This is a genomic window from Ruegeria sp. HKCCA6707 (assembly GCF_013033515.1).
Classification (GTDB): Bacteria; Pseudomonadota; Alphaproteobacteria; order Rhodobacterales; family Rhodobacteraceae; genus Ruegeria.
Genome location: NZ_WQEG01000001.1, coordinates 576603 through 598841 on the forward strand (window position 1 = coordinate 576603; position 22239 = coordinate 598841).

The 22239-nt window shown below is 58.9% G+C and carries 23 protein-coding genes; 15 read left to right on the plus strand and 8 right to left on the minus strand.

Annotated features, from left to right (window positions below; all coding sequences use genetic code 11):
* Position 1: 1 nt before the first annotated feature.
* Complete coding sequence (locus GOW40_RS02850) at positions 2-841, minus strand: PHB depolymerase family esterase (RefSeq protein WP_171136359.1); 840 nt, start codon at positions 839-841, stop codon at positions 2-4.
* A complete protein-coding gene (locus GOW40_RS02855; RefSeq protein ID WP_171102280.1) occupies positions 838-1311 on the minus strand; it encodes a rhodanese-like domain-containing protein in 474 nt (157 codons plus the stop codon). The genes GOW40_RS02850 and GOW40_RS02855 overlap by 4 nt, the downstream gene beginning before the upstream one ends.
* A 218-nt stretch (positions 1312-1529) precedes the next feature.
* Between GOW40_RS02855 and GOW40_RS02860 the strand changes: the two genes are divergently transcribed.
* The 7 genes from GOW40_RS02860 to selD are packed head-to-tail and all read left to right on the plus strand — an operon-like array spanning position 1530 to position 9622.
* On the plus strand, positions 1530-4400 hold the full coding sequence (locus GOW40_RS02860) for a monovalent cation/H+ antiporter subunit A (RefSeq protein ID WP_171128736.1): 2871 nt from the start codon (positions 1530-1532) through the stop codon (positions 4398-4400).
* Positions 4400-4759, plus strand: a complete 360-nt coding sequence (locus GOW40_RS02865; RefSeq protein WP_171128734.1) for a Na+/H+ antiporter subunit C — start codon at positions 4400-4402, stop codon at positions 4757-4759. The genes GOW40_RS02860 and GOW40_RS02865 overlap by 1 nt, the downstream gene beginning before the upstream one ends.
* Positions 4756-6300, plus strand: coding sequence for a monovalent cation/H+ antiporter subunit D (locus GOW40_RS02870; protein WP_171102283.1), 1545 nt, complete (start codon positions 4756-4758; stop codon positions 6298-6300). Before GOW40_RS02865 ends, GOW40_RS02870 begins: the two co-directional genes overlap by 4 nt.
* Positions 6300-6797: a Na+/H+ antiporter subunit E gene (locus tag GOW40_RS02875; protein WP_171102284.1), complete on the plus strand. Its 498-nt coding sequence runs from the start codon at positions 6300-6302 to the stop codon at positions 6795-6797. The genes GOW40_RS02870 and GOW40_RS02875 overlap by 1 nt, the downstream gene beginning before the upstream one ends.
* On the plus strand, positions 6794-7063 hold the full coding sequence (locus tag GOW40_RS02880) for a K+/H+ antiporter subunit F (protein ID WP_171102285.1): 270 nt from the start codon (positions 6794-6796) through the stop codon (positions 7061-7063). The genes GOW40_RS02875 and GOW40_RS02880 overlap by 4 nt, the downstream gene beginning before the upstream one ends.
* Positions 7064-7070: 7 nt before the next feature.
* Entirely contained in the window at positions 7071-7457 is a 387-nt protein-coding gene (locus GOW40_RS02885) for a Na+/H+ antiporter subunit G (protein WP_171128732.1), read from the plus strand.
* A gap of 5 nt (positions 7458-7462) precedes the next feature.
* Positions 7463-9622: a selenide, water dikinase SelD gene (gene selD, locus GOW40_RS02890; protein WP_171128729.1), complete on the plus strand. Its 2160-nt coding sequence runs from the start codon at positions 7463-7465 to the stop codon at positions 9620-9622.
* Here the strand turns inward: selD and mnmH are convergent.
* Together mnmH and GOW40_RS02900 are read right to left on the minus strand one after the other, a co-directional pair.
* Positions 9613-10662: a tRNA 2-selenouridine(34) synthase MnmH gene (gene mnmH / locus GOW40_RS02895; protein ID WP_171128727.1), complete on the minus strand. Its 1050-nt coding sequence runs from the start codon at positions 10660-10662 to the stop codon at positions 9613-9615. The genes selD and mnmH overlap by 10 nt on opposite strands.
* Before the next feature lie 44 nt (positions 10663-10706).
* Positions 10707-11375: an SOS response-associated peptidase gene (locus tag GOW40_RS02900; RefSeq protein ID WP_171128725.1), complete on the minus strand. Its 669-nt coding sequence runs from the start codon at positions 11373-11375 to the stop codon at positions 10707-10709.
* A 55-nt stretch (positions 11376-11430) separates the two neighbouring features.
* On the opposite strand from GOW40_RS02900, the gene GOW40_RS02905 reads away from it, so the two are divergent.
* Entirely contained in the window at positions 11431-13083 is a 1653-nt protein-coding gene (locus GOW40_RS02905; RefSeq protein WP_171128724.1) for a sulfotransferase, read from the plus strand.
* Between the two features lie 57 nt (positions 13084-13140).
* On the opposite strand, the gene GOW40_RS02910 is transcribed toward GOW40_RS02905, so the two are convergent.
* Complete coding sequence (locus tag GOW40_RS02910) at positions 13141-14724, minus strand: bifunctional UDP-sugar hydrolase/5'-nucleotidase (RefSeq protein ID WP_171128722.1); 1584 nt, start codon at positions 14722-14724, stop codon at positions 13141-13143.
* 107 nt (positions 14725-14831) lie between these two features.
* Between GOW40_RS02910 and GOW40_RS02915 the strand changes: the two genes are divergently transcribed.
* The 4 genes from GOW40_RS02915 to arsC are packed head-to-tail and all read left to right on the plus strand — an operon-like array spanning position 14832 to position 16991.
* Positions 14832-15170: a DUF952 domain-containing protein gene (locus tag GOW40_RS02915; RefSeq protein WP_171128720.1), complete on the plus strand. Its 339-nt coding sequence runs from the start codon at positions 14832-14834 to the stop codon at positions 15168-15170.
* Positions 15167-15598 (plus strand): DUF1330 domain-containing protein, encoded by a 432-nt coding sequence (locus GOW40_RS02920; RefSeq protein WP_171128718.1) that lies wholly within the window; start codon positions 15167-15169, stop codon positions 15596-15598. Before GOW40_RS02915 ends, GOW40_RS02920 begins: the two co-directional genes overlap by 4 nt.
* Positions 15595-16653 carry a quinone-dependent dihydroorotate dehydrogenase gene (locus GOW40_RS02925; RefSeq protein WP_171128715.1) on the plus strand — a complete coding sequence of 353 codons (1059 nt, stop codon included), beginning with the start codon at positions 15595-15597 and terminating at the stop codon, positions 16651-16653. The genes GOW40_RS02920 and GOW40_RS02925 overlap by 4 nt, the downstream gene beginning before the upstream one ends.
* Positions 16650-16991, plus strand: coding sequence for an arsenate reductase (glutaredoxin) (arsC, locus tag GOW40_RS02930; protein ID WP_171130442.1), 342 nt, complete (start codon positions 16650-16652; stop codon positions 16989-16991). The genes GOW40_RS02925 and arsC overlap by 4 nt, the downstream gene beginning before the upstream one ends.
* Here arsC and GOW40_RS02935 read toward each other — a convergent pair.
* Genes GOW40_RS02935 through GOW40_RS02945 form a run of 3 tightly spaced genes read right to left on the minus strand, consistent with a single transcriptional unit; the run spans position 16988 to position 19246 of the window.
* Positions 16988-18304 carry an MATE family efflux transporter gene (locus tag GOW40_RS02935; RefSeq protein WP_171128713.1) on the minus strand — a complete coding sequence of 439 codons (1317 nt, stop codon included), beginning with the start codon at positions 18302-18304 and terminating at the stop codon, positions 16988-16990. The two genes, arsC and GOW40_RS02935, sit on opposite strands and share 4 nt — an antisense overlap.
* 2 nt (positions 18305-18306) lie before the next feature.
* A complete protein-coding gene (locus GOW40_RS02940) occupies positions 18307-18825 on the minus strand; it encodes a PaaI family thioesterase (protein WP_171102296.1) in 519 nt (172 codons plus the stop codon).
* Between the two features lies 1 nt (position 18826).
* A complete protein-coding gene (locus GOW40_RS02945; protein ID WP_171102297.1) occupies positions 18827-19246 on the minus strand; it encodes a PaaI family thioesterase in 420 nt (139 codons plus the stop codon).
* A gap of 116 nt (positions 19247-19362) precedes the next feature.
* Here GOW40_RS02945 and GOW40_RS02950 point away from each other — a divergent pair, with 116 nt between their 5' ends.
* The 3 genes from GOW40_RS02950 to GOW40_RS02960 all read left to right on the plus strand — a co-directional run bounded on the left by GOW40_RS02950 (position 19363) and on the right by GOW40_RS02960 (position 22206).
* Positions 19363-19731 (plus strand): MerR family DNA-binding transcriptional regulator, encoded by a 369-nt coding sequence (locus GOW40_RS02950; protein ID WP_171102298.1) that lies wholly within the window; start codon positions 19363-19365, stop codon positions 19729-19731.
* A 254-nt stretch (positions 19732-19985) separates the two neighbouring features.
* A complete protein-coding gene (locus GOW40_RS02955; RefSeq protein ID WP_171102299.1) occupies positions 19986-20387 on the plus strand; it encodes a MerR family DNA-binding transcriptional regulator in 402 nt (133 codons plus the stop codon).
* A 37-nt stretch (positions 20388-20424) separates the two neighbouring features.
* Entirely contained in the window at positions 20425-22206 is a 1782-nt protein-coding gene (locus GOW40_RS02960) for an acyl-CoA dehydrogenase C-terminal domain-containing protein (protein WP_171136357.1), read from the plus strand.
* The last annotated feature ends 33 nt before the right edge of the window (positions 22207-22239 follow it).

A 22239-nucleotide genomic window follows, 5' to 3' on the forward strand; every position in this document is an offset into this window, starting at 1 on the left:
ATTAGCCCCCGGCCTCGCTGTCGGGAAGCCCTTCATACCAGTCCACGATCATGTCAGCCCATCCGGTTGGCACTGTATGCCCGCCCGGGAACAAGGCAAATTCCAGCGCGCTGCCTTCGTCGCAGGTGTTGCTCCAGTGGCGGCGCATGAAATTGCCGGTGGTGCTGAAGCCGGTGGGTTTGTGATCCACGCAGCCATTGGCCTCGCGCCAGATCTCGAACCCGGCATAGATATCACCCTGCTGAAAGCGCCCGCCGCCCAGCAGCCGCCCTTCCAGCGGCACCACATTGTCGGTCCAGCCATGGGTGTGGAACATACGGATGGGCCCCTCACAGGTTTCCGGGTGCGGGCGCCAAAAGCCACCCGAGACAGGAACATAGGCCGAGAAAGCTTCCGGTGCTTCGCAGGCCAGGTAGTTCACCATAAAACCCCCCGCAGAGAACCCGCCCAGCATAACGTGTTCCGCATTGATGCCGAACCGGTCTGCGGCGTCCTGCACCGCTTCGCTTAAAAAGGCCGTTTCGTCGCGCTCGCCAAAACCGGGGTAGAAGTTCCAGCTTTGGGTGCCCCCGCGATCAGGGCGTTCCAGCCCTTCGGGTGCCATTACGGCATAACCGCGATCCAGCAGCGGCTGAACCATACCGCGATTGCGCATGGTGCCCTGTCCACTGCCACCATAGCCATGCAGGAACACGACCATTGGTGCGTTGTCATTGTCTGGCAACTCGATGTGATAGGCCCCCATTGGTGTCTCGCATACCCCGTCCTGATCGGCACAGGCGGCAATCGCTGTTTGGCCGATTACGGCGAATCCGGCGGCCAGGCTAAACTCTCGGATCATCCTGCATCCTCTTGATATTGTTGTACCGGCAAGCCGGCCCGAACCCATCCCGGCCCGGCGGCCGAGCCCAACATGCCCTCGGGCACGTCAATGATATTGGTAAACCCTGCTGCGATCAGCTGATTGCTGAGCCGTGCCGACCGCACACCGCGCGCGCAGATCAGAGCGACCGGCGCTGCTGCGTTGCCGTCGACCAGATCCGTCAACGCCTGAACGAAATCCTCGCGCCGCATGTCCAAAGGCACCGCACCCGCGCCAACGCCTGAGGCCCGCCATTCGCGCGGTGTTCTGATATCGACCAGAAGGATATTGCCTTGCGTGGCCTGGTCATGCGCCTCGGTGACCGTAATGCGCCCACCCGCATGCGCCTCGGGGATCAGACGGTATTCGCGTATGGCAAACCCAGCGGCAACGGCTGCGCCGCCGCCGACCAGTACCCATCGCCGAGTCCGGTTCGTCTTCTGTGCCACTGTCGCCTCCTGTGCGTTGGTGCCTTCTACCACAGATGGGTTTGGCTTGCCGCGCCGAAAATCCGGGCTTTGATCAAGTTCGCGTCATTATATCGCATTAAGTCCTGCGCCGTAGGGGCTCCGTAGAACACCGTGAAAAACTTGCAAGTTCTGGACAGTGGAAAAAATATCCTTACAAAATTGGTTTCACCCTGACCGCCCATCCCGGAGTATCGCAATTGTCCCTATTCCTTATCGCGGCCCTTCCTTTCCTTGGCGCTGTGTTTCCTGCCCTGCTGATCCGCGCAGGTCGGAATGCCGCCGCTTCTGCCGCAGGGTTGACCACGTTTCTGGCCTTGATGGGCCTGCTGATCCATATCCCATCGGTAATGCGCGGCGAGGTGATCACCGCCCGGTTTGACTGGATCCCGATCCTTGGGCTGAACGCAAACTTCATGCTGGACGGGCTGGGTTTTCTTTTTGCGCTGCTGATCCTGGGCATCGGCCTGCTGATCATCCTCTACGCGCGGTTCTACCTGTCGCGCGAAGACCCGATGGGGCAATTCTACACTTATCTGCTACTGTTTCAGGGCGCGATGGTGGGCATCGTCCTGTCTGACAATATCCTTCTTCTGCTTATTTTCTGGGAGCTTACGTCGCTGAGCTCATTCTTGTTGATCGGCTATTGGAAACACCTGCCTGAAGGGCGGCAGGGCGCACGCATGGCGCTGGCTGTCACCGGCTCAGGCGGGTTGGCGATGATCGCGGGGATGCTAATCCTGGGCAATATCGTGGGGTCTTATGACCTGAGCGTCATTCTTCAAAACAAAGAGCTGATCCAGGCCTCGCCCTATTACCTGCCCGCGCTGATCCTGATCCTGCTGGGTTGCTTCACCAAATCCGCGCAGTTCCCGTTTCACTTCTGGCTGCCTCACGCGATGGCGGCGCCCACTCCGGTTTCGGCCTATCTGCACTCGGCCACCATGGTGAAGGCAGGCCTGTTCCTGATGGCCCGAATGTGGCCGGTTCTGGCGGGCACGGATGCGTGGTTCTATATCGTGGCAACCACAGGCCTGATCACCATGCTGATCGGTGCGGTGATTGCGCTCTTCAAGGATGACCTCAAGGCCTTGCTGGCGTTTTCGACCGTGTCCCATCTGGGCCTGATCACCATGCTGTTGGGCTTTGGCACCAAATTCGCAGCCGTCGCTGCCGTGTTCCACATCATCAACCACGCCACCTTCAAAGCCGCCTTGTTCATGACCGCAGGCATTGTCGATCATGAGACCGGCACACGCGACATCAAAAAGCTGGGTGGGCTGCGGCACCTGATGCCAATCACCTTCACAATTGGCACAATCGCCGCCCTGTCCATGGCGGGTCTTCCGCCATTGAACGGGTTTTTGTCGAAGGAAATGATGCTGGAGGAGACGGTTCACACGACCTGGCTGAACTCGCATTACCTCGTGCCAGTTCTGGCCGTGGTCGCGGCGCTCTTCTCAGCTGCTTACTCGTTCCGCTTCGTCAGCCATGTGTTCCTTGGGCCGCAGCGCGACTCCTATCCGTCCAAGCCACATGACCCGCCTGTGGGTCTGTGGATTGCGCCCTCGCTCCTGGTCGTGCTGGTTGTTCTAATCGGTCTGTACTCTGCAGCAATCGTGGGGCCTTTGGTCGCCGTCGTCTCAAGCGCGGTGATCGGGGGTGAAAAGCTGCCCTATTATTCTCTGAAACTCTGGCACGGCTTTACACCTGCGCTTTACATGTCGGTGATTGCCACTTTGGGCGGTCTGTTCCTTCTGTCTTTGCACAGCCATGCCGAGCGCCTTTGGAACGCCCTGCCCCGCCCCGAGGCCAAGGTGATTTTCGAGGCCATTATCAATGCGCTGACCCGCCTGAGCCACTGGATCACGGATGAGCTGCATAATGGCGTGATCAGCCGTTATGCCATCATCCTGATCGCCTTCACCGTTGCCTTGGGCTACTACGCCTTTTCCACGGGCGGTATGGGTTTGCCAACGCGCGTACCCTTGCCTGCGCAGATCATTCCCATCATTGGCTGGATCTGTCTGGTGGGCGCGACGCTGGCGATCATGTGGTTCCACCGAAACCGCCTGCTGTCGCTGGTGCTGATTGGCGTGGTCGGCTTGATCGTTTCGATGGCCTTCAACTATCTCTCGGCCCCGGATCTGGCGCTGACCCAGATCTCGGTCGAGGTGGTGACGATGATCCTGTTGTTGCTGTCGCTGAACTTTCTGCCCACCGACACACCCTGGGACAGCACCGCCGGGCGACGTTGGCGCGATGCCGCGATTTCCGTTGTGGCGGGCATTGGCTCTGGCGCACTGATCTATGCCATCATGCTGCGGGACTTTGCCTTCCCGACGATCTCGGACTTTCACCTCGCCAACTCGTACAAAGGCGGCGGAGGCACCAATGTAGTGAACGTGATCCTGGTGGATTTCCGGGGATTTGATACGTTCGGAGAGATCATTGTGCTGGGGATCGCCGCGCTGATCATCTTTGCCCTGACCGAGGCCGTTCTGGGCAGCAATGTCCGCGCCTATCTGCTGAACCGCAAACCGCATTGGCCGCAATCGGGCGACTCCCATCCGCTGATGATGGTTGTGGCCACCCGTGTAATGATGCCCATAGCCCTGATGGTGGGCGCTTACATCTTCTTCAGGGGTCACAACCAACCCGGAGGTGGTTTCATCGCCGGCCTGATCGTCGCCATTGCCTTCCTGATGCAATACATGGCCAGCGGCTATACCTGGGCGATTGAGCGGCAACGGTTCTATTACCACGGCACCATCGGCTGGGGCGTTTTGATCGCCGCCGCCACCGGGATCGGCGCCTGGTTCAACGAGCGGCCGTTCCTGACCAGTGATTTTGGCTATATCAACTGGCCGCCGCTGGAAGAATTTGAGTGGGCCACAGCAATCCTGTTTGACACGGGCGTGTTCCTGGCCGTGCTTGGGGCCGTGATGCTGGCGCTGGACAGCCTGTCCCGCTTCGCCTGGCAGCCGGGTATGGCGCAAGAGTTCCCGATGGACATCAACCCGCTGCGGGACAGTCCCCCGGAAGACGATAAAGAGAAGGAGCAGGGCTGATGGAAGCGCTTGTAGCCTCTGCCGTGGGCGTCATGACGGCGGCCGGAATTTTCCTGATCCTGCGTCGCCGGACCTTTCCTGTCATTCTGGGCCTTTCGCTGATCACCTATGCGGTTAACGTGTTCCTGTTCGCGACTGGGCGTCTGGCGCTGAACGCGCCTGCGGTTTTGAACAAATACGAAGACGTCGCCTATACCGACCCGCTGCCTCAGGCGTTGGTGCTGACAGCCATCGTGATCTCATTCGGGATGACGGCGGTGATCGTGATGATCGCGCTTAGTGCCTATCTGTCGTCAAAGGACGATCATATCGACATGAAACCCGATGACAGCGTGGACGCGCCGGGAGAAGACGCATGAACCATTGGATCGTTGCGCCGATCGTTCTTCCTGCGATCCTGGCCCCTTTCATCATCATGGTGCTGCGCTATCACCTGGACTTGCAGCGCATCTTCTCAATCGCCGGTGTTGTCGGGTTGCTGGGCATTGCCCTGACCATCACCGCGCAGGCCTCTGGCGGTGATATTCAGGTCTATGAGCTGGGTGACTGGCCAGCGCCGTTCGGGATCGTTCTGGTGCTGGACAAGCTTTCAGCGATGATGGTGCTGCTGACCGCGTTGCTGGCCCTGCCGATTGTCCTATATGCCATCGGCTCGGGCTGGGACGAAAGGGGCAAGCATTTCCATGCGTTGTTCCATTTCCAGCTGATGGGTGTCTGCGGCGCCTTTCTGACCGGCGACGCCTTTAACCTGTTTGTTTTCTTCGAGGTGCTGCTGATCGCCTCTTACGGCCTGATGACCCATGGCGGTGGCGCAGTGCGATTAAAGGCCGGCGTGCAATATGTGGCCTATAACCTGATCGGCTCGACCCTATTTCTGTTCGCATTGGGAACGATCTATGGCGTGACCGGCACGCTCAACATGGCCGACTTGGCCGTGCGCGTGGCCGAGATTCCACCCGAAGATACCGCCCTGTTGCGGGTTGGCGCGGTTTTGCTGTTGCTCGTCTTCTGCATCAAGGCCGCTGTATTGCCACTGCATTTCTGGCTGCCCGCCAGCTATGCCAACGCGCCTTTGCCGGTAGCCGCGCTGTTCGCGATCATGACAAAGGTAGGAGCCTATTCGATCCTGCGGGTCTATACTCTGGCCTTTGGCCCCGACGTGGCGGTGACCGATGGTTTGATCGGCGATTGGCTGCAACCCGCCGCTTTGCTGACGCTGGCTGTTGGTACAATCGGCATATTGGGCTCGAACCATATCGCGCGAATGGTTGCCTTTTGCGCCATCGCCTCGATGGGGACCCTGCTGATCGCGATCTCTTTGTTCAGCGAGACCGCCACTGCTGCGGCGCTTTATTATATCTTCCATTCCACGCTGGCGACTGCTTTGCTGTTTCTGGTGGCGGATATGGTTATGGAACGCCGCGGAGGCGCGATTGAGCCCAAGGCCCCGATGGCACAGAACGGGCTGATCGCCGCCCTGTTCTTTGTGGGTGCCATCGCGCTGGCGGGCATGCCGCCGCTGTCAGGCTTCATCGGCAAGCTGTTGGTGCTTGATGCCTCCCGCGACGCACCGGATGCCACGGCGGTTTGGGCCGTTATCCTGATTGGATCTTTCGTAACCATTGTCGGCCTGGCCCGGGCAGGTACGCTGATCTTCTGGAAGAGCTATGATGCCGCGATCACTCCGCCACCCACCGAAGAAACAGACGACGACGCGCAGATATCGAGCACGCCAGAGCCGTCGCCTGGATTGGCCTTTGCATCCGTGTTTGGGGTCGTCGCGGGGCTTGCCTTGTTGACCATATTTGCCGGCCCGGCGCTGACCTATGCCAGCGGGACAGCGGCGCAATTGTTCACGCCGGATGATTACATCTCGGCTGTGTTGGGAGGGGAAGAATGATGAAGCTGCTCAGGCGAATTTTCCCGCACCCACACCTGACTTTCCTGCTGACGGTTGTGTGGGTCCTGCTGGCCAATAACGGCTCGCTGAACTCGGTCGTGTTTGGCCTGCTCTTGGGGATCATCATCCCATTCATAACGCAGCCCTATTGGCCAGATCGCCCCAAGCTGCGCAACTGGTCCATGGTGGTCGAATACATCCTGGTTGTGCTGTGGGACATCGTGATTGCGAATATCACCGTGGCTCGGATCATCCTTTTCAAACGCGACTCTGACCGTGAGCCGAACTGGGTGTGCGTCCCGCTTGATCTGCGCACGCCCGAGGCGATCACGGTATTGGCTGGCACCATCACCATGACACCCGGTACAGTCAGCTGTGATCTGTCGGCGCAGGGTCACAACCTGCTGGTCCATTGCCTGGACGCCCCCGACCCTGCCGCCGTTCGGGATGAGATCAAACAACGCTACGAACGCCGCCTGAAGGAGATTTTCGAATGATCACCTATGCGCTCTATTTCACCTTTGCCTGTTTCGGCGCGGCGATCATGATGTGCCTGTGGCGGATCATCACCGCAGATGGGGTGGGCACCCGCGTACTGGCCTTGGATACGATGGTGATCAACACGATTGCTCTGATGATCCTCTACGGGTTGAAGGAAGGCACCGAGATCTTCTTTGAATCAGCTATGATCATCGCCATGCTCGGCTTTGTCTCAACCGTGGCATATGCGCGTTTCATGCTGCGCGGCAACATTATCGAATGAGGCTGGCATGACAGGTATTTTCGAAATTCTGATCGCCTTTTTCCTGATCGTCTCTGGCATTTTCGGCTTTGTCGGATCGTTCGGGATGATCAAGTTGAAAGACCCGATGTCGCGACTGCACGCACCCACCAAGGCGACAACACTGGGCGTTGGCGGGGTGCTCTTGGCGTCCATCGCGCATTCTGTATTGCTGGAAGGCAAACTGTCTCTGCACGAGCTGTTGATCACGCTGTTTCTTTTCCTCACAGCACCGATCACGGCCCTGTTCATTGCCAAATGGCATATTCACCGCCATGAACAGCCACAGGATTTGCCGGACGCGGGCGAGGATGAGCTTTGGGCCACCCACGCGGTTGAGCAGGTCGAAGACGTCCCGGATCACAGCGCGAATTAAGACCCATGAACAGACCGCCCCTGCCTTTGACCCGCGATCTGGTGCTGATTGGCGGGGGCCATACCCACGCACTGCTTTTGCGTGAATGGGGCATGAACCCGCTGCCGGGTGCGCGCGTGACCGTGATAAACCCCGGCCCGACCGCGCCCTACTCGGGTATGCTGCCGGGGTTTGTGGCGGGGCATTATGACCGAGACGCGCTGGATATCGATCTGGTCAAACTGGCGCGTTTTGCCGGGGCCCGGGTGGTTCTGGGCGCCGTAGAGGGGATCGACGCGGAAAACCACCGCGTTCATCTGCCCCACCGACCGCCGATTGCCTTTGACGTGGCCGCGATCAATGTGGGCATCACCTCGGACATGCCTGCCCTGCCCGGATTTGCGGAACACGCCGTCCCCGCCAAGCCGCTGGGACGTTTTGCAGCGCGTTGGGCCGAATACCTGTCAGGCGACGGTCCTGCCTCCATTGTCGTGATCGGTGGCGGCGTGGCCGGGGCCGAGCTTGCCATGGCGATGGCTCACGCTTTGCTTAGCCGGCGCAGGCAAGGCACGGTGACCGTGATCGACAATGCCACCGCGCTGACCGCGACCAAGCCCAAATCAGCCGATACCATTCGCAAGGCGATGGCCGAATTGGGTGTGACTCTGATCGAAAACGCCAGCATAGCGCGGATCACCGCAGAACATGTGGAACTGACGGACGGGCAACAGATCGCGGCGCATTTCGTCACCGGGGCGGCCGGGGCGAAACCCTATGATTGGATTGCCGAAACCGGACTTCAGATGCAGGACGGCTTCATCAAGGTGAACAGCTATTTGCAATCCAGTGAGCCGCTGATTTTTGCCGCAGGCGACTGCGCGCATCTGACGGAAAACCCACGCCCCAAGGCAGGCGTCTATGCGGTGCGGGAAGCGCCTATCCTGTTCAACAACCTCCGCGCCGCGCTGGGGTCCGGACGACTGAAACGGTATGTGCCGCAGAATGATTACCTCAAGCTCATCTCGCTGGGCGGGAAATCCGCGCTGGGTGAACGGTTGGGCAAGTCCTTCAGCGGGTCTTTGATGTGGCGCTGGAAAGACCACATCGATCAAAACTTCATGAACAAGTTTCGCGATCTGCCCAAGATGGAACCTCCGGCCCTGCCCCACGCACGCGCTGCGGGGGTGCAAGAGGCGCTGGGGGATAAGCCCATGTGCGGCGGATGCGGGGCCAAGTTGGGACGTGGCGCGTTAACGGACGTTTTGAACCAGCGTCCCCCCCCGTCGCGCGACGATGTGGTGCCCTTGCCCGGCGATGACGCGGCCCTGCTGAAAACCGGCGACGCGCGGCAGGTCATGACCTCAGACCATCTGCGCGGCTTTGTACACGATCCGGTGCTGATGACCCGCATCGCCGCGGTTCACGCGCTTGGCGATATCTGGGCAATGGGGGCCCAGCCACAGGCGGCCACAGCCACTATCATCCTGTCGCGCATGTCCGCCACGTTGCAAAGCCGCACGCTGACCGAGATCATGGCCACAGCCGACGCGGTCATCCGCGCAGCCGGAGCGGAAATTGTCGGCGGGCACAGTTCGATGGGCGATGAGATGACCATCGGCTTCACCCTGACCGGCCTGTGTGAAAACGAGCCGATCACCCTGTCTGGCGGCAAGCCGGGGGACGCGTTGATCCTGACCAAACCTTTGGGCAGCGGCGTCTTGATGGCTGCCGAAATGGCCGGGGACGCGGAGGGGGAATGGGTTGCCCAGGCCTACACGCACATGAGCCAGCCTCAGGGCGAGGCCTCCAGACTGCTGCGCGCGGCCCATGCGATGACCGACGTGACGGGGTTTGGTCTGGCCGGGCATTTGCACGGGCTCTGCGTAGCCTCTGGCTGCGGCGCGGTGCTGGATCTTGATGCTATTCCCACGCTGCCTGGAGCGGTCGAGCTGTCCACGCGCGGTGTGGCTTCGACGCTCTATCCGGAAAACCGCGCGCTTGTGCCGAACCTGCCCGAAGACGGAAAAGCCGCTTTGCTGTTTGATCCCCAAACCGCCGGGGGTCTACTGGCCGCCATTGCGCCGGATACAGCAACCGTGCTTTGTGATCAGTTGAAGGCCGCAGGCTATCCCGCTGCAATCATTGGGCATCTGACCGAAACGCCGGGTCTGGCGCTTCAAAGCTGATCCAAAATCTCTTCGATCCGCGACGCCGCGACGGAAAGACCCTGCGCATCCAGCGCCACCTGCATGCGCGCGACCTCCTCTACGGTACGACCGCGCCGAGATTTCTCATAGGCCGGATCATAGTGCTGCTCCATCAGCGCCTGCGTGAGCGCGGGTTTGTCACCAACTGCGATCAACGCCATCCATCCGTCGACAACCGCATGTCCCCGATGCGCCCGAAGCGGTGAGAGCCTGTCGCGCAGGCGCTCGGTATCGGATAGAATATCGTCATAGGCCTGCACCAGATAGGCCGTTCGGTCTGCGACCGTGGCCTCGATTCGAATGCGCGGCGCCGCGCATAAGGCCTGCCAGACACTGGGCGGCAAGATCAGCTTGCCAAGCTTGGACGATTCCGACTCGACCACCACGGGCCGTGCCGGATCCAATGCACAAAGCGCAGCCGCCAGTTGCGATTCAAAGGCCTTTTGGCTGGGTTGCCCTCCGGGCTGTTCACCCAGCAAAGACCCGCGATGATTGGCGAGGTCTTCAAGGTCCAGAACCTGAACATCCCGCGCCCGCAATCGCGCCAGAATTTCGGTTTTTGCCGTGCCCGTATAGCCGTCCAACGCCACCAGCCGTTGCGCAAGCGGGTCCTCATACAGGTAAGCGTTCACCAGCCGCCGATAGGTCCGATATCCGCCGTCGACGACATCCGCACGCCAACCGATCTGTTGCAACGTCCACGCGAAAGAACCCGACCTCTGCCCGCCGCGCCAGCAATAAACCAACGGTCGCCAGCCGCCCTCATGATGGCTCAGGCGTTGTTCGATGTGGTCGGCGGTGTTGCGAAACACCAAAGCTGCACCCAGCTTGCGCGCCAGAAACGAGCTTTGCTGCACATAGATCGTCCCCACCCGAGCGCGTTCCTCATCGTCCAGAACCGGCAGGTTGATCGCCCCCGGCAAATGATCCTCGGCATATTCCGCAGGGCTGCGCACATCGATCACCGTGTCAAACCCGTGCGCGTAAAGCTGCGCCAAACTGGAGAATGTCATAGCCATATCAACGATCTAATCTGCGACGCGGTGAAAGGGAAGTTCGGCGGTCATTCTGCGTCAAACGGTTCGATCAGTTCGGGGCCGCTGGCCCGGTTCGAGTTCACCTCGACCCTCACGCGGTAATAGTCCAATACCTCCTCGGCCCCTGGCTGCATCAGCCGCGCCGCGCCTTTTCCTTCCTCTCCCAACCATAGCGACCAATTTTCCGGCTCGAGAATTAGGGGCATTCGGTGATGGATCGCACCGAGATGCGTATTGGCGGCGGTGGTCACGATGGCGCAAGTGGATTGTCGCGCGTCGTCACATCCCCAATCCTGCCAAACGCCCGCGAAAGCAATCGGTTCCTGATCCCGGCGGTGGATGTACCAAGGCAGGCGTTTTCCGTCCTTGGTCCTGGTCCATTCATAAAAGCCGGTCGCAAGGATCAGACAACGGCGTTCGCGGCAGGCCGCGCGAAAGGCAGGTTTTTCCGCCAACGTCTCTGCCCGCGCGTTTATCAGCAGCGGCCCATCGGTCGGTGATTTGTACCAATGTGGCAAGAACCCCCAGCGCAAAGAATCCAGCTTGCGCCCACCCGCGCCCGACCGGACCACATGCACCCCATTGGTTGGGCAGATATTGAAATTCGGCACCTCGGGCAGAGTGTTGGATGGGCGCGCCGAAAACAGCTGCGCCATGGCGTCATTGGGGAGAGTGTTTGCAATCCGGCCACACATGGATAAACAACTTTCAAGGCGTATTCGTTCAGACACAAGGTCTAAAATCACCGACATGGCACAACAAACAGCGAAATCGCTCAAGACCAAAGCAATAAGCGATCTTGAGGCTGGAAAGCTGGCACAGGCATTGAAAAAGGCGCAATTGGGGGTCAAGAAATTCCCCAAAGACACGGACTATCTTGCCATCGCAGGGTTTGTGCTGACCGAGATGCAACAATATCGCAAGTCGATCCCTTATTTTGCTGAGGCTGCAAAACGAAAGCCCGAAGATCCGCAATTTGCCGAAAACCTCGCGAACGCGCTTATGCAAACAGGTCAGATCCCGCGCGCCTTGAGCTATGCCGAGCAGAAGCTGAAGGTTTTTCCCGACAACAAGGAACTGGTCCGTGTCACAGACGAGATTCAGTTAAAGGGCAAGAACTGGCGGCTTATTATTGACCACGCAACCAAACGCCTTCAGGCGGAACCCGACAACGCGGAAATGCTGTCCAACCGTGGGCGCGCCTATGGGCAAATAGCATTTAACGAACATGCCACACGCGACATCGCTCGTGCCTATGAGCTTGCACCGGATGTCGAAGACATCGCGATCAGACGGGCCACGAATCTGCATCAGTCGGGGGACAAGGAAGGTGCGAAGGAGATACTTGACCGTATCTTTGCGCGAAATCCCAAAAATGCTGCGGTATTGTACCCATTGGCTGAGAGCGCGCCCGAAGATGAATTCCCCGTTTTGCGAACGGCGATCGAGAACGCCATCGCGCAAAGCGAGCAACAGGACTCGGTGCTTGAATTTGCCAAAGCGATTTTGCTGCGGCGCTCTGAAGGTCTGGACGCATCCATGCCTCAGTTCGCAAAGGCAAATACTGCGCAGCATGAATCCAATCCCTATGATCTTAATCTGGAAGAACAGACCTTCGAAACGCTTTGTCGCCTGTTCCCTGTAGATGCTCCGGCCCCGTCTTCTGATGTGATCCAATCCCCTCAACCGATCTTCGTCATTGGCCAACCGCGATCTGGCACCACACTTATGGAGATGATGCTCAGCTCTGCTCCGGGCATAGCAGGATGCGGTGAGTTGATGATCTCAGGAGATCTCAGCGCTGAGCCTTATCAGAAGGGTGTGCCCTTTACCTCGGAAGATGCCACCGTTTTCGCTGGTGAATACCGCAAATTGCTGCCCCCGATCCCGGAAGACACCATCGCTTTCGTGGACAAGATGCCCCATAACTATCAACAAGTTGGGTTCTTGCTGGCGGCGTTTCCCAATGCCCGTGTGATCAACATGTTACGTGATCCGCGCGACGTCGGCCTTTCGAAATGGATACGTCGTTTCCCGGCCCCAGGGATGCGCTATGCGTCAAATCTGGAAGCCATCGCACATTCTGCGAACCTCTACCGCAAATACATGGCCCATTGGCAAAAAGGGTTTGGGGATCGCATCCTGACCGTACCTTACGAGGATCTGGTCTCGGACCCCGAGACGTTGAGCCGCAAAGTGACAGATTTTTGCGGCATTCCGTGGCACGAAAAAATGGTGCAGCCTGAAAAGAATACAAAACTGGTAAAGACAGCCAGCATAGACCAGGTGCGCAACAAGATTTCGACCAAGTCAATTGGTGGATGGCGCGCGGTCGAAGACCACATCCGGCCAATGCTTGAAGGTTTTGATCCGGCGCTTTGGCCGGAATACGATTTGTCCTGACCCCGGACACGAAAAAAGGCAGCACTTATCGTGCTGCCTTTCTGAGTTCTACAGAGATTACTTCTGCTTGATGCGCCCATCCACATAGGGTTTGTAGGGTGCGTTTTCGGCCAGGTATGCCGCCGTGACATCTGCCAGGTCTGGGCCAAAGTCGTAGGCGTTTTTGTCGTCGCCTTCGAACATCGAGTAACCGTCGCCGCCATTGCGGACATAGTTGTTGGTCACCACCAGATAGGTCGCCGCAGGATCGATAGGTTCAAACCCATCCCCTTTGGCCACCAGAACTTCGGTAATCCGGCCTTCGTTCGGTGCAACAGATGGATCCCAGGTAAAGGTCATGCCAGCCACCTGCGGGAAACGACCTTTGACCTCTTCAACCTGGCTGACACCGTTTTCCAAGGCATCGATGACGCCCTGCCCGCTGATCTCGAAGGTCGACAGAGTGTTCTGGAACGGCAGCACTGTCAGCACTTCGCCCATGGTGACCTCGCCTTCGTCAATCGACGCCCGCAGACCGCCCGAATTGGCGATGGCCAATTGAACACCCTGACCTGCCACATGAGACAGCATCGCATCGGCCACAAGGTTGCCCATCTCACATTCCTGCACACGGCAAACCGAGCGGTCCCCTTCGATGGCCGAGGCGCTTTCAGCCACCACCAGTTGCTTCATCTCTTCGATCGGAGCGCCCATCTCGGACACCCGAGCGGCAATAGCCTCATTCGGGGTGACGGACGCGTCCAGCAGGATCGGCTCGCCCTCTGCCGAAATCAGGTTGCCATCATCGTCGAATGTCAGTGTGACTTCGCCGAGATACTTCGAATAGGCATAAGCCTGAACGACCGGCACATCGCCCACCATCATAGGATAGCTGCCCGCCGCACCTTCTTGCGTATTGGACAAGAGTGTGTGCGAGTGGCCACCAACCACAAGATCAAGGCCTGGCACCTGCTCGGCAATTTCAATATCCTTGGCCAGACCCACATGGTTCAGGGCGATGATGATGTTGACGCCCTCTTCCTGCAGCTTGGCAACATCCGCTTTCAGACTTTCGATCTCATCCTGAAACACCACGTCCTTGCCCGGGCTTGATGTATCGACCGTATCTGTCGCCAAGGCCGAGATGATGCCGATCTTCTGGCCGCCGACCTCCAGTACCACATGGTTGTCTACCTTGCCTTTCAGTTCTTTTGACGAACTCAGGTCAAGGTTGCCTGAAATCACCGGAAAGCTGACCGCTTCGATAAATGCTGCCAGTCCTTCGGGGCCATCATCAAACTCGTGATTGCCCACGGCCATCACATCATAGCCGATGGCTTCCATGAATTCGGCCTCGGCAGCGCCTTTGTAGGTTGTATAGAACAGCGACCCCTGGAACGGGTCACCAGCATCAAGCAACAATACATTGTCATCTGCCAGCGCATCGCGGCGGGCATCGACCAGTGTTTTCAGGCGGGCCACACCACCAAAACACTTGCCTTCGGCTTCGTCCTCGGCGCCGCAGGTCGAATCGTATTTGTTAATGGATTCGATGCGGCTGTGGATGTCGTTGGTATGTAGAATGGTCAGTTTGTAATCTGCAAACGCCATACCGGCCGTTAGGCCAAGTGCTGCGGCAGATGTCAGCAAACGGTTGAACATAGTTGGACTCCCTGTCGTTATGCGCATGATCGTGCGACGTGGATGGCCAAGAGTCAAAGGGGGAAATCCGGCTTGATTCTACCCGCCGCGCGGGGCATCACACACGCATGCTGATCTACAAGATTTTCCGCGCCGACGAATGGGCCGCGTTGCAGGCGACGGGCGCCACGGATGGGGCCCCAATTGACGTAAGCGATGGCTTTGTGCACTTCTCGACAGCCGCGCAGGCGCAGGAAACTGCGGCCAAGCATTTTGCGGGTGAACACGATCTCACCCTTCTGGCCTGCGATGGTGAAGCTATGGGAGACGACCTGAAATGGGAGGTCTCGCGCGGAGGCGCGCTGTTCCCACATCTCTACCGTCAGATCCGCATGTCAGATGTGATCTGGGCCCGCGACCTGCCGTTTGATGGTCAGGCGCACCAATTCCCCGAGGAGATGGAATGACCAGTTTCATCGATCCCGAGCGCGAACAATTCGAAGCATTCAAATCCCTCGACCGTGACCACCCGATCGAGATGCTGAACCTGGTCAAATTCCGCAAGATCGCAGACTACCCCACCGATCATGCGCTGGCGGGCGCCGGGCTGAGCGGCGCGCAGGCCTATCGCAACTACGGAGCGGAAACGGCTCCGATCATCGACCGGCTTGGCGCGTCGATCCTGTGGCGCGGGGCATTTCAGACGATGCTCATCGGTCCGCAGGACGAAGCCTGGGACGCGGTGTTCATAGCACAATACCCCACCGCACACGCGTTTCTGGAGATGGTAACAGACCCGGCCTATCGCGCGGCGGTGGTGCACCGGCAAGCGGCGGTCGAAACCTCTCGCCTGATCCGGTGTGCGCCCACAGAAGGTGGAGCCTCTTTCGGATGAAATTGACTGAGCGACTGGGGCTGGCAGCCCTGCACCGGCTTGACCCTGAAACCGCGCATGGGCTGTCGATCAAGGCTCTAACCGCCGGTCTTGCTCCGACACCGGGGCCGGTAACATCCGAACGACTGAGAACAAATGTGGCCGGGCTAACCTTGCCCAACCCCGTTGGGCTTGCTGCTGGGTTCGACAAAAACGGTGAGGCGCTGACCCCTCTGTCGCGCGCCGGGTTTGGGTTCATCGAGGTCGGAGCGGTCACGCCGCGCCCGCAGCCCGGGAACCCCAAACCACGCCTGTTTCGCCTGACCGAAGACCGCGCCGCGATCAATCGCTTTGGGTTCAACAATGAAGGCATGGAAGTCATGGCCGGGCGACTGGCTGCGCGTCCCAATGACGCGGTGATCGGGCTGAACCTTGGCGCGAACAAAGACAGCGACGACCGTCCCGGCGATTTTGCCAAAGTCCTCGCCCATTGCGCGGCGCATCTGGATTTTGCGACGGTCAACGTCTCATCGCCCAATACCGAAAAGCTGCGGGATTTGCAGGGCAAGGCCGCGCTTGGCGCGCTGTTGGGTGGTGTGATCGAAACCCGCGACGCTCTGCCCCGCCCCATTCCGATCTTTCTGAAAATCGCACCTGATCTGACGGTAGACGAGTTGCAAGACATCGCCGATGTCGCGCGCGAGACCGGGGTGGACGCGGTGATCGCCACCAACACAACCCTGTCGCGCGATGGCTTGCGCAGCGCCGACAAGGATCAGGCCGGAGGATTGTCGGGTGTACCCTTGTTCGACAAGTCGACCCGCGTATTGGCGCAGCTGAGCCAGCTGACCAGTGGCGAAATCCCTTTGATCGGCGTTGGCGGCATCAGCACTGCAGAACAGGCCTATGCCAAGATCTGCGCCGGGGCCTCTGCGGTGCAATTCTATACCGCGATGGTTTATGGCGGCATTTCTTTGGCGGCTGAGATCGCCCACGGGCTGGATCAGCTTTTGGAGCGAGATGGATACACTACGGTCGCACAGGCGGTGGGTAGCAAACGAGAGGAATGGCTGTGATCGAATATTGGCACAATCCACGTTGTTCAAAATCGCGCGCGGGCCTCGCGTTGCTGCAAGATCAAGGCGCGCAGATTGAGGTTCGGAAATATCTTGAGGATGCGCCCACGACCGCTGAGATCCGGGCCGCGCTAAAGAAGTTGGGTCTCCCCGCCATCGATATGATGCGCAAAGGCGAAAAGACCTTCAAGGCGCTGGGGCTTTCGAAGACAGACTCAGAGGACGTGTTAATCCAGGCTATGGCGGACAACCCGATCCTGATCGAGCGCCCTTTGGCCATCGCTGGTGACAAAGCGGCGCTTGGACGCCCGCCCGAGACCCTGCTGGAGTTGCTTTAGGCCACCCCCGCCTCAAGCTTTGGATAGCGCCATCCCAGCGTGAGACCGCGCGCGATGTTCAAAACCATCAGCGCGGCCCACAGCCCGTGATTGCCCATCATGGGCACCAGAACGAACAGAGCCAACACGTAGATCGCAACAGACTGGATCATCGCGTTTCGCATGGCCCGGGTCCAGGTGGCGCCGATATAGATGCCATCAAACATCCAGCTTGCCACCCCGATCACAGGGGCAAGAGCCGCCCAGATCAAATAGTCTCGTGCCGCCAACCGAACCTCAGGTGATGTTGACATCAGGTCGATCAGCGCGGGCCCTGCAAGGAAAAAGATTAGCCCCAGCATGATGGCCCCCGCCACGCCCCATTGGGACGCCATGATCGAGGCCTGCCTGACCGCGCCCCGGTTACGTGCACCCACCGCGCCACCCACCAGCGCCTCGGCGGAAAAGGCGAACCCGTCCAGCGCAAAGGCGGTGATCTCAAGAAACTGCAACAGCACCTGATTGGCTGCCAGAGTTACGTCCCCAAGATCAGACCCGACAAACAGAAACGTGGTGAAAGACCCGGTCAGCAGGACAGACCGGATCATGATATCCGTATTCACCTGCAACATCCGCTTAAGCCGTTGGGCATCAAAGATGCGCGGCCAATCTTTCCATCTTTGGCCGGCAAAGCCTTCGCGGCACAACCATACGCCCAGCGCCAGCCCTGACCATTCGGCAATCAGCGTAGCGATGGCCACGCCCTCCACGCCCCAGCCCAGCCCCAGAACGAACCACAGATCGAGCACAATATTCAGCCCGTTCATCCAGATCTGCAAAAGAAACACGCCGCGCGTGCGTTCGATAGCAATCAACCAGCCTGTGATCGCATACAGCGCAATCGTCGCGGGCGCCCCCCAGATGCGGATTTCCAGGTAATCCCGCGTCAGTGCCTCAACCTCGGGGCTGGCGGGTGACAGGGCAAACGCGCCCCAGAACAAACCCAGCTGCGCCACGATCATGATCAAACCGGCTGTGCCCCCAAGCAGCAAACCGCGCATCAGGAGCGCACCTGTCTCGGCTGTGTCCCCGGCCCCGCGCGCCTGTGCGGCCAGACCGGTTGTGCCCATGCGTAGAAATCCGAAGATCCAATAGATCGCCGACAGGATCACAGCGCCCATGCCAACCGCCCCGATCGGGGCCGCCTGCCCCATCTGCCCGACCACACCGGTATCGACCGCACCCAAAATGGGCACGGTCGCATTTGACAGCACAATCGGCAGCGCGATCTTCAGAACGCGCCGATGGGTGATGGGCGCGTTGGCGTCCTCCACACTCAGCCCTTTGGTTTGGGGGGTTGCGGCATCAGGAAATGCCCGGTTCCCTGTGCAAACAGTTTCGCGTGATTATCTTGCCAGGCTTCGACCCGGACCGAAGCATAGCGCCGCCCCGACCTGTTCACAAATGCGCGCGCATAGGCGTCGCGTGGTAGGCCCGAGCGCAGATAATCGACCGTGAAATCGATCGTTTTGGGAAAGCGGATGCTTTCGTCGGTCAGGATGTCCTGTGCTTCAATCTCGCCGCTTTCAATTCTGGGAAACATGGTTTCCCAACTCAGCGTGATCACGGCGGTCACTTCCAGAAAAGCCGCGGTGACACCGCCATGAATCGCGGGTAGAAAAGGATTGCCAATCAGCTTTTCGTCAAAGTTCAACACACCCGTCAGCTCGTCGCCGCGCCGATCAAAGGTGATGTCGAGAAAGCGGATATAGGGCACGCCTTCGACCAGCGCTTTAAGCGCCGCGTCACGGCGTTGCTTGACCACCTGCATGGGTTCTGGACGGGAGCGCGCCATCTTAACCACCCTCAACGGTAAAGGCACCGGACGCGGTTGCGACCGGTGTTTCCTGGTCATCATCCGTTGCGGTGGCCCGCACAAAAGCCACGTTGCGCGTGATGTGATAGCAGGTGGCGCGGGTCCGTATGCTTTGCCCCGGTGTGGCGGCTCGCATGTAATCGATACGCAGATCTATTGTTGCTGTTCCGCCAGGCGCTGAAGGATGGCTCATGACCGCCGCTCCGCAACAGGTATCCAGCATCGTCGACACCGCGCCCCCATGGATAACACCGGTGCGCGGATCACCGATCAGCTGCGCATTGTATGGCATCGTGATCTCAGCCTCTCCTTCGCCAATGCTGGTCAGGTTCAGCCCCAGCGCCTTGGCGTGCGGGATCGCCTCAATGAACTGACGGGCTAAAACTGTCTTGTCTACCATGGGCTTGCGTCCTGTTCTGGTCGTGCCCCTTTATGAGCCCGCACCACCAGAAAGAGCAACCCCGGCTGTTGCGCTGCCCACAGTGACCGCCTAACGTGCAGCCGAGGAGGAAAGGTATGTCGGAAAGCCGTTTGACACTGAACGAAATGTGCGACGCGTTTGACGTGACCAAACGTACATTGCGCTATTACGAATATATCGAACTCCTTCAGCCAGAACGTGAGGGGCGAACGCGCTACTACGGCCCGCGCGAACGCGCCCGTATGAAGCTGATCATGCGCGGTCGGACATTCGGCTTTTCGCTGGAAGAAATCCGTCAATGGCTGCTGATCTACGAGGATCAGGGCAACCAGGCGCAAATGGCGGCATTCATCGAAATGGCGGATCGTCAGATGCCCGAGTTGCAAAAGCAACGCGAACAGTTGGACGAAGCCATGACGGCCTTGCAGGAACTGCGCGACCAAACTGCAAAGCTGCTGAAATAGATCACACACCGCGGCGGCCTGACCTGTGCATCTGCGCGCTCCAGGCACGAAGGTCGTTGCAGTTCTCCCTACACCTGAAATTTGGGCTGCCCTAGGGGCAAGAAAATTACAACGCGGCCCATTTACGCGAATGGAAGTTACGTCAACTTTTTTGTGACGCAGCGTCCACATTACGTAAACGTCATCGGCATGTTGTAAAACACGCAACGACTGCGCAAGTCGGTTGGCATGACGCCAGTGATGAGAGTTGAGACATGACCGAAGACCTGATGACGATCCGCGAGATGTGCGAGGCCTATGATGTCACGCCGCGCACCCTGCGGTTTTATGAGGCGAAAGAGCTTTTGTTTCCAATCCGCGAAGGCCAAAAGCGTTTGTTCACCAAACGCGACCGTGCGCGCCTGAAGCTGATTCTGCGCGGAAAACGGTTTGGCTTCAGCCTCGAAGAGATCCGTCAACTTCTGGATCTGTACCACGTGGGCGACCAGCAGCTCACCCAGATGTGCCGGACATATGAGATCGCGACCGAGCGTCTGGCCGATATGGAATCGCGCCGGGACGAGCTGACACAGGCCATCGACGATCTGAAAGAACAGCTACGCTGGGGCGAAAAAGTCATTGCTTCGATGAAACAGGAAAAGAAGGCGGCTGAATAAGCCCGCCCTCTGGACAGACGAAACCAGGGAGGTTCACATGCCCATCTACACCGCGCCCACCAAAGATACCCAATTCATCCTGCATGACGTTCTGAACGTCTCGCAGTCGGACATCCCAGGCTATGATGAGCTGGAAGCCGATTTCACCGGCGCCGTGCTGGAAGAAGCCGGCAAAGTCGCCAGCAACGTCCTGCACCCGTTGAATGTGGTAGGTGACACCGAAGGGTGTCGGTTGGAAAACGGCGTCGTTTACACGCCCACTGGTTTCAAAGACGCATTTGAGCAAGTCAAGGAAGGCGGCTGGACCGGACTGGACATGCCCGAGGAATATGGCGGGCAGAACATGCCCTACGTGATGGGCACAGCAGTGGGTGAGATGTTCTCGGCCGCAAACCAGGCCTTTACCATGTATCAGGGCCTGACGCATGGCGCGGCTTCGGCGATTCTGGCCCACGGCACGGACGAGCAAAAGAACACCTATCTGCCCAACATGGTCAGCTGCGAGTGGACCGGCACCATGAACCTGACCGAGCCCCATTGCGGAACCGATCTGGGCCTGATGCGCACCAAGGCGGAACCGCAAGCAAATGGTAGCTATAAAATCTCGGGCCAAAAGATCTTCATCTCGGCCGGAGAGCATGACATGGCCGATAACATCATTCACTTGGTGCTGGCCAAGATCGTTGGCGGCCCTGAGGGAATCAAGGGCGTGTCGCTGTTTATCGTGCCCAAATTCCACGTAAACGAAGATGGCAGCCTGGGCGCGCGCAACGGAGTGGCCTGCGGCAATATCGAAGAGAAAATGGGCATCCACGGCAATTCGACCTGTGTGATGAACTATGACGAAGCGACCGGCTATCTTCTGGGCGAAGAACACAAAGGCATGCGCGCCATGTTCACCATGATGAACGAGGCCCGTCTGGGCGTTGGCATGCAGGGGCTGGCACAAGCCGAGGCCGCCTATCAGAACGCAGTGGATTACGCCAAGGACCGGCTGCAGGGCCGCGACGTAACCGGTGTGAAAAACCCCGATGGCCCGGCTGACCCGCTGATCGTACACCCCGATATCCGCCGCAACCTGATGGATCAGAAAAGCTTTACGGAAGGCGCACGCGCGTTCATCCTGTGGGGCGCCACAATGATCGACAAAGCACACCGGTCCGGTGACAAGGATGCGGATGGCCTGATCTCGCTGCTGACGCCGGTGATCAAGGGCTTTTTGACAGACGAAGGCTATGACATGACCGTACAGGCCCAGCAGGTCTATGGTGGCCATGGCTACATCGAAGAATGGGGTATGTCGCAATACACCCGCGATGCCCGGATTGCGATGATCTATGAGGGGGCCAACGGCGTTCAGGCTCTGGACCTTGTGGGCCGGAAACTGGCGCAGGATGGCGGCAAGCATGTCATGGCGTTCTTCGAGATGGTCAAGAGCTTTTGCAAAGAGAACGGCGGCAAAGACGAAGCATATGACAAAGCCTTTATCGAACCGCTGAAGGCCGCGTCAAAGGATCTGCAGGCTGCGGGCATGTACTTCATGCAAGAAGGCATGAAAAATCCGAACAATGCGCTGTCTGGATCTTACGACTTTATGCACATGTTCGGCCATGTGTGCCTGGGTTTGATGTGGGCACAGATGGCGAAGGCCGCGCAAGATGCTCTGGACAGCGGTGCATCGGATACTGCGTTCTACGAGACCAAGATCACCACCGGCCGTTTCTATATGGCGCGCCGCCTGCCCGCCACCGCAATGCACCTCGCCCGCATTCAGACCGGGGCAGACACCGTGATGTCATTGGACGCAGCGCAATTCTGATCGCAGTCTGGGCCTGGACGGATTTGCCCAGGC

Excerpts from the sequence above, each read along its gene's own strand:
- GOW40_RS02950 (WP_171102298.1), top strand. The coding sequence starts at position 19,363 with ATGTCGGAAAGCCGTTTGACACTGAACGAAATGTGCGACGCGTTTGAC.
- GOW40_RS02850 (WP_171136359.1), bottom strand. The coding sequence starts at position 841 with ATGATCCGAGAGTTTAGCCTGGCCGCCGGATTCGCCGTAATCGGCCAA.
- GOW40_RS02940 (WP_171102296.1), bottom strand. The coding sequence starts at position 18,825 with ATGGCGCGCTCCCGTCCAGAACCCATGCAGGTGGTCAAGCAACGCCGT.
- GOW40_RS02865 (WP_171128734.1), top strand. The coding sequence starts at position 4,400 with ATGGAAGCGCTTGTAGCCTCTGCCGTGGGCGTCATGACGGCGGCCGGA.
- GOW40_RS02870 (WP_171102283.1), top strand. The coding sequence starts at position 4,756 with ATGAACCATTGGATCGTTGCGCCGATCGTTCTTCCTGCGATCCTGGCC.
- GOW40_RS02910 (WP_171128722.1), bottom strand. The coding sequence starts at position 14,724 with ATGTTCAACCGTTTGCTGACATCTGCCGCAGCACTTGGCCTAACGGCC.
- selD (WP_171128729.1), top strand. The coding sequence starts at position 7,463 with ATGAACAGACCGCCCCTGCCTTTGACCCGCGATCTGGTGCTGATTGGC.
- mnmH (WP_171128727.1), bottom strand. The coding sequence starts at position 10,662 with ATGGCTATGACATTCTCCAGTTTGGCGCAGCTTTACGCGCACGGGTTT.
- GOW40_RS02920 (WP_171128718.1), top strand. The coding sequence starts at position 15,167 with ATGACCAGTTTCATCGATCCCGAGCGCGAACAATTCGAAGCATTCAAA.
- GOW40_RS02875 (WP_171102284.1), top strand. The coding sequence starts at position 6,300 with ATGAAGCTGCTCAGGCGAATTTTCCCGCACCCACACCTGACTTTCCTG.
- GOW40_RS02960 (WP_171136357.1), top strand. The coding sequence starts at position 20,425 with ATGCCCATCTACACCGCGCCCACCAAAGATACCCAATTCATCCTGCAT.
- GOW40_RS02905 (WP_171128724.1), top strand. The coding sequence starts at position 11,431 with ATGGCACAACAAACAGCGAAATCGCTCAAGACCAAAGCAATAAGCGAT.
- GOW40_RS02900 (WP_171128725.1), bottom strand. The coding sequence starts at position 11,375 with ATGTGTGGCCGGATTGCAAACACTCTCCCCAATGACGCCATGGCGCAG.
- GOW40_RS02915 (WP_171128720.1), top strand. The coding sequence starts at position 14,832 with ATGCTGATCTACAAGATTTTCCGCGCCGACGAATGGGCCGCGTTGCAG.
- GOW40_RS02955 (WP_171102299.1), top strand. The coding sequence starts at position 19,986 with ATGACCGAAGACCTGATGACGATCCGCGAGATGTGCGAGGCCTATGAT.
- GOW40_RS02880 (WP_171102285.1), top strand. The coding sequence starts at position 6,794 with ATGATCACCTATGCGCTCTATTTCACCTTTGCCTGTTTCGGCGCGGCG.
- GOW40_RS02945 (WP_171102297.1), bottom strand. The coding sequence starts at position 19,246 with ATGGTAGACAAGACAGTTTTAGCCCGTCAGTTCATTGAGGCGATCCCG.
- GOW40_RS02885 (WP_171128732.1), top strand. The coding sequence starts at position 7,071 with ATGACAGGTATTTTCGAAATTCTGATCGCCTTTTTCCTGATCGTCTCT.
- GOW40_RS02925 (WP_171128715.1), top strand. The coding sequence starts at position 15,595 with ATGAAATTGACTGAGCGACTGGGGCTGGCAGCCCTGCACCGGCTTGAC.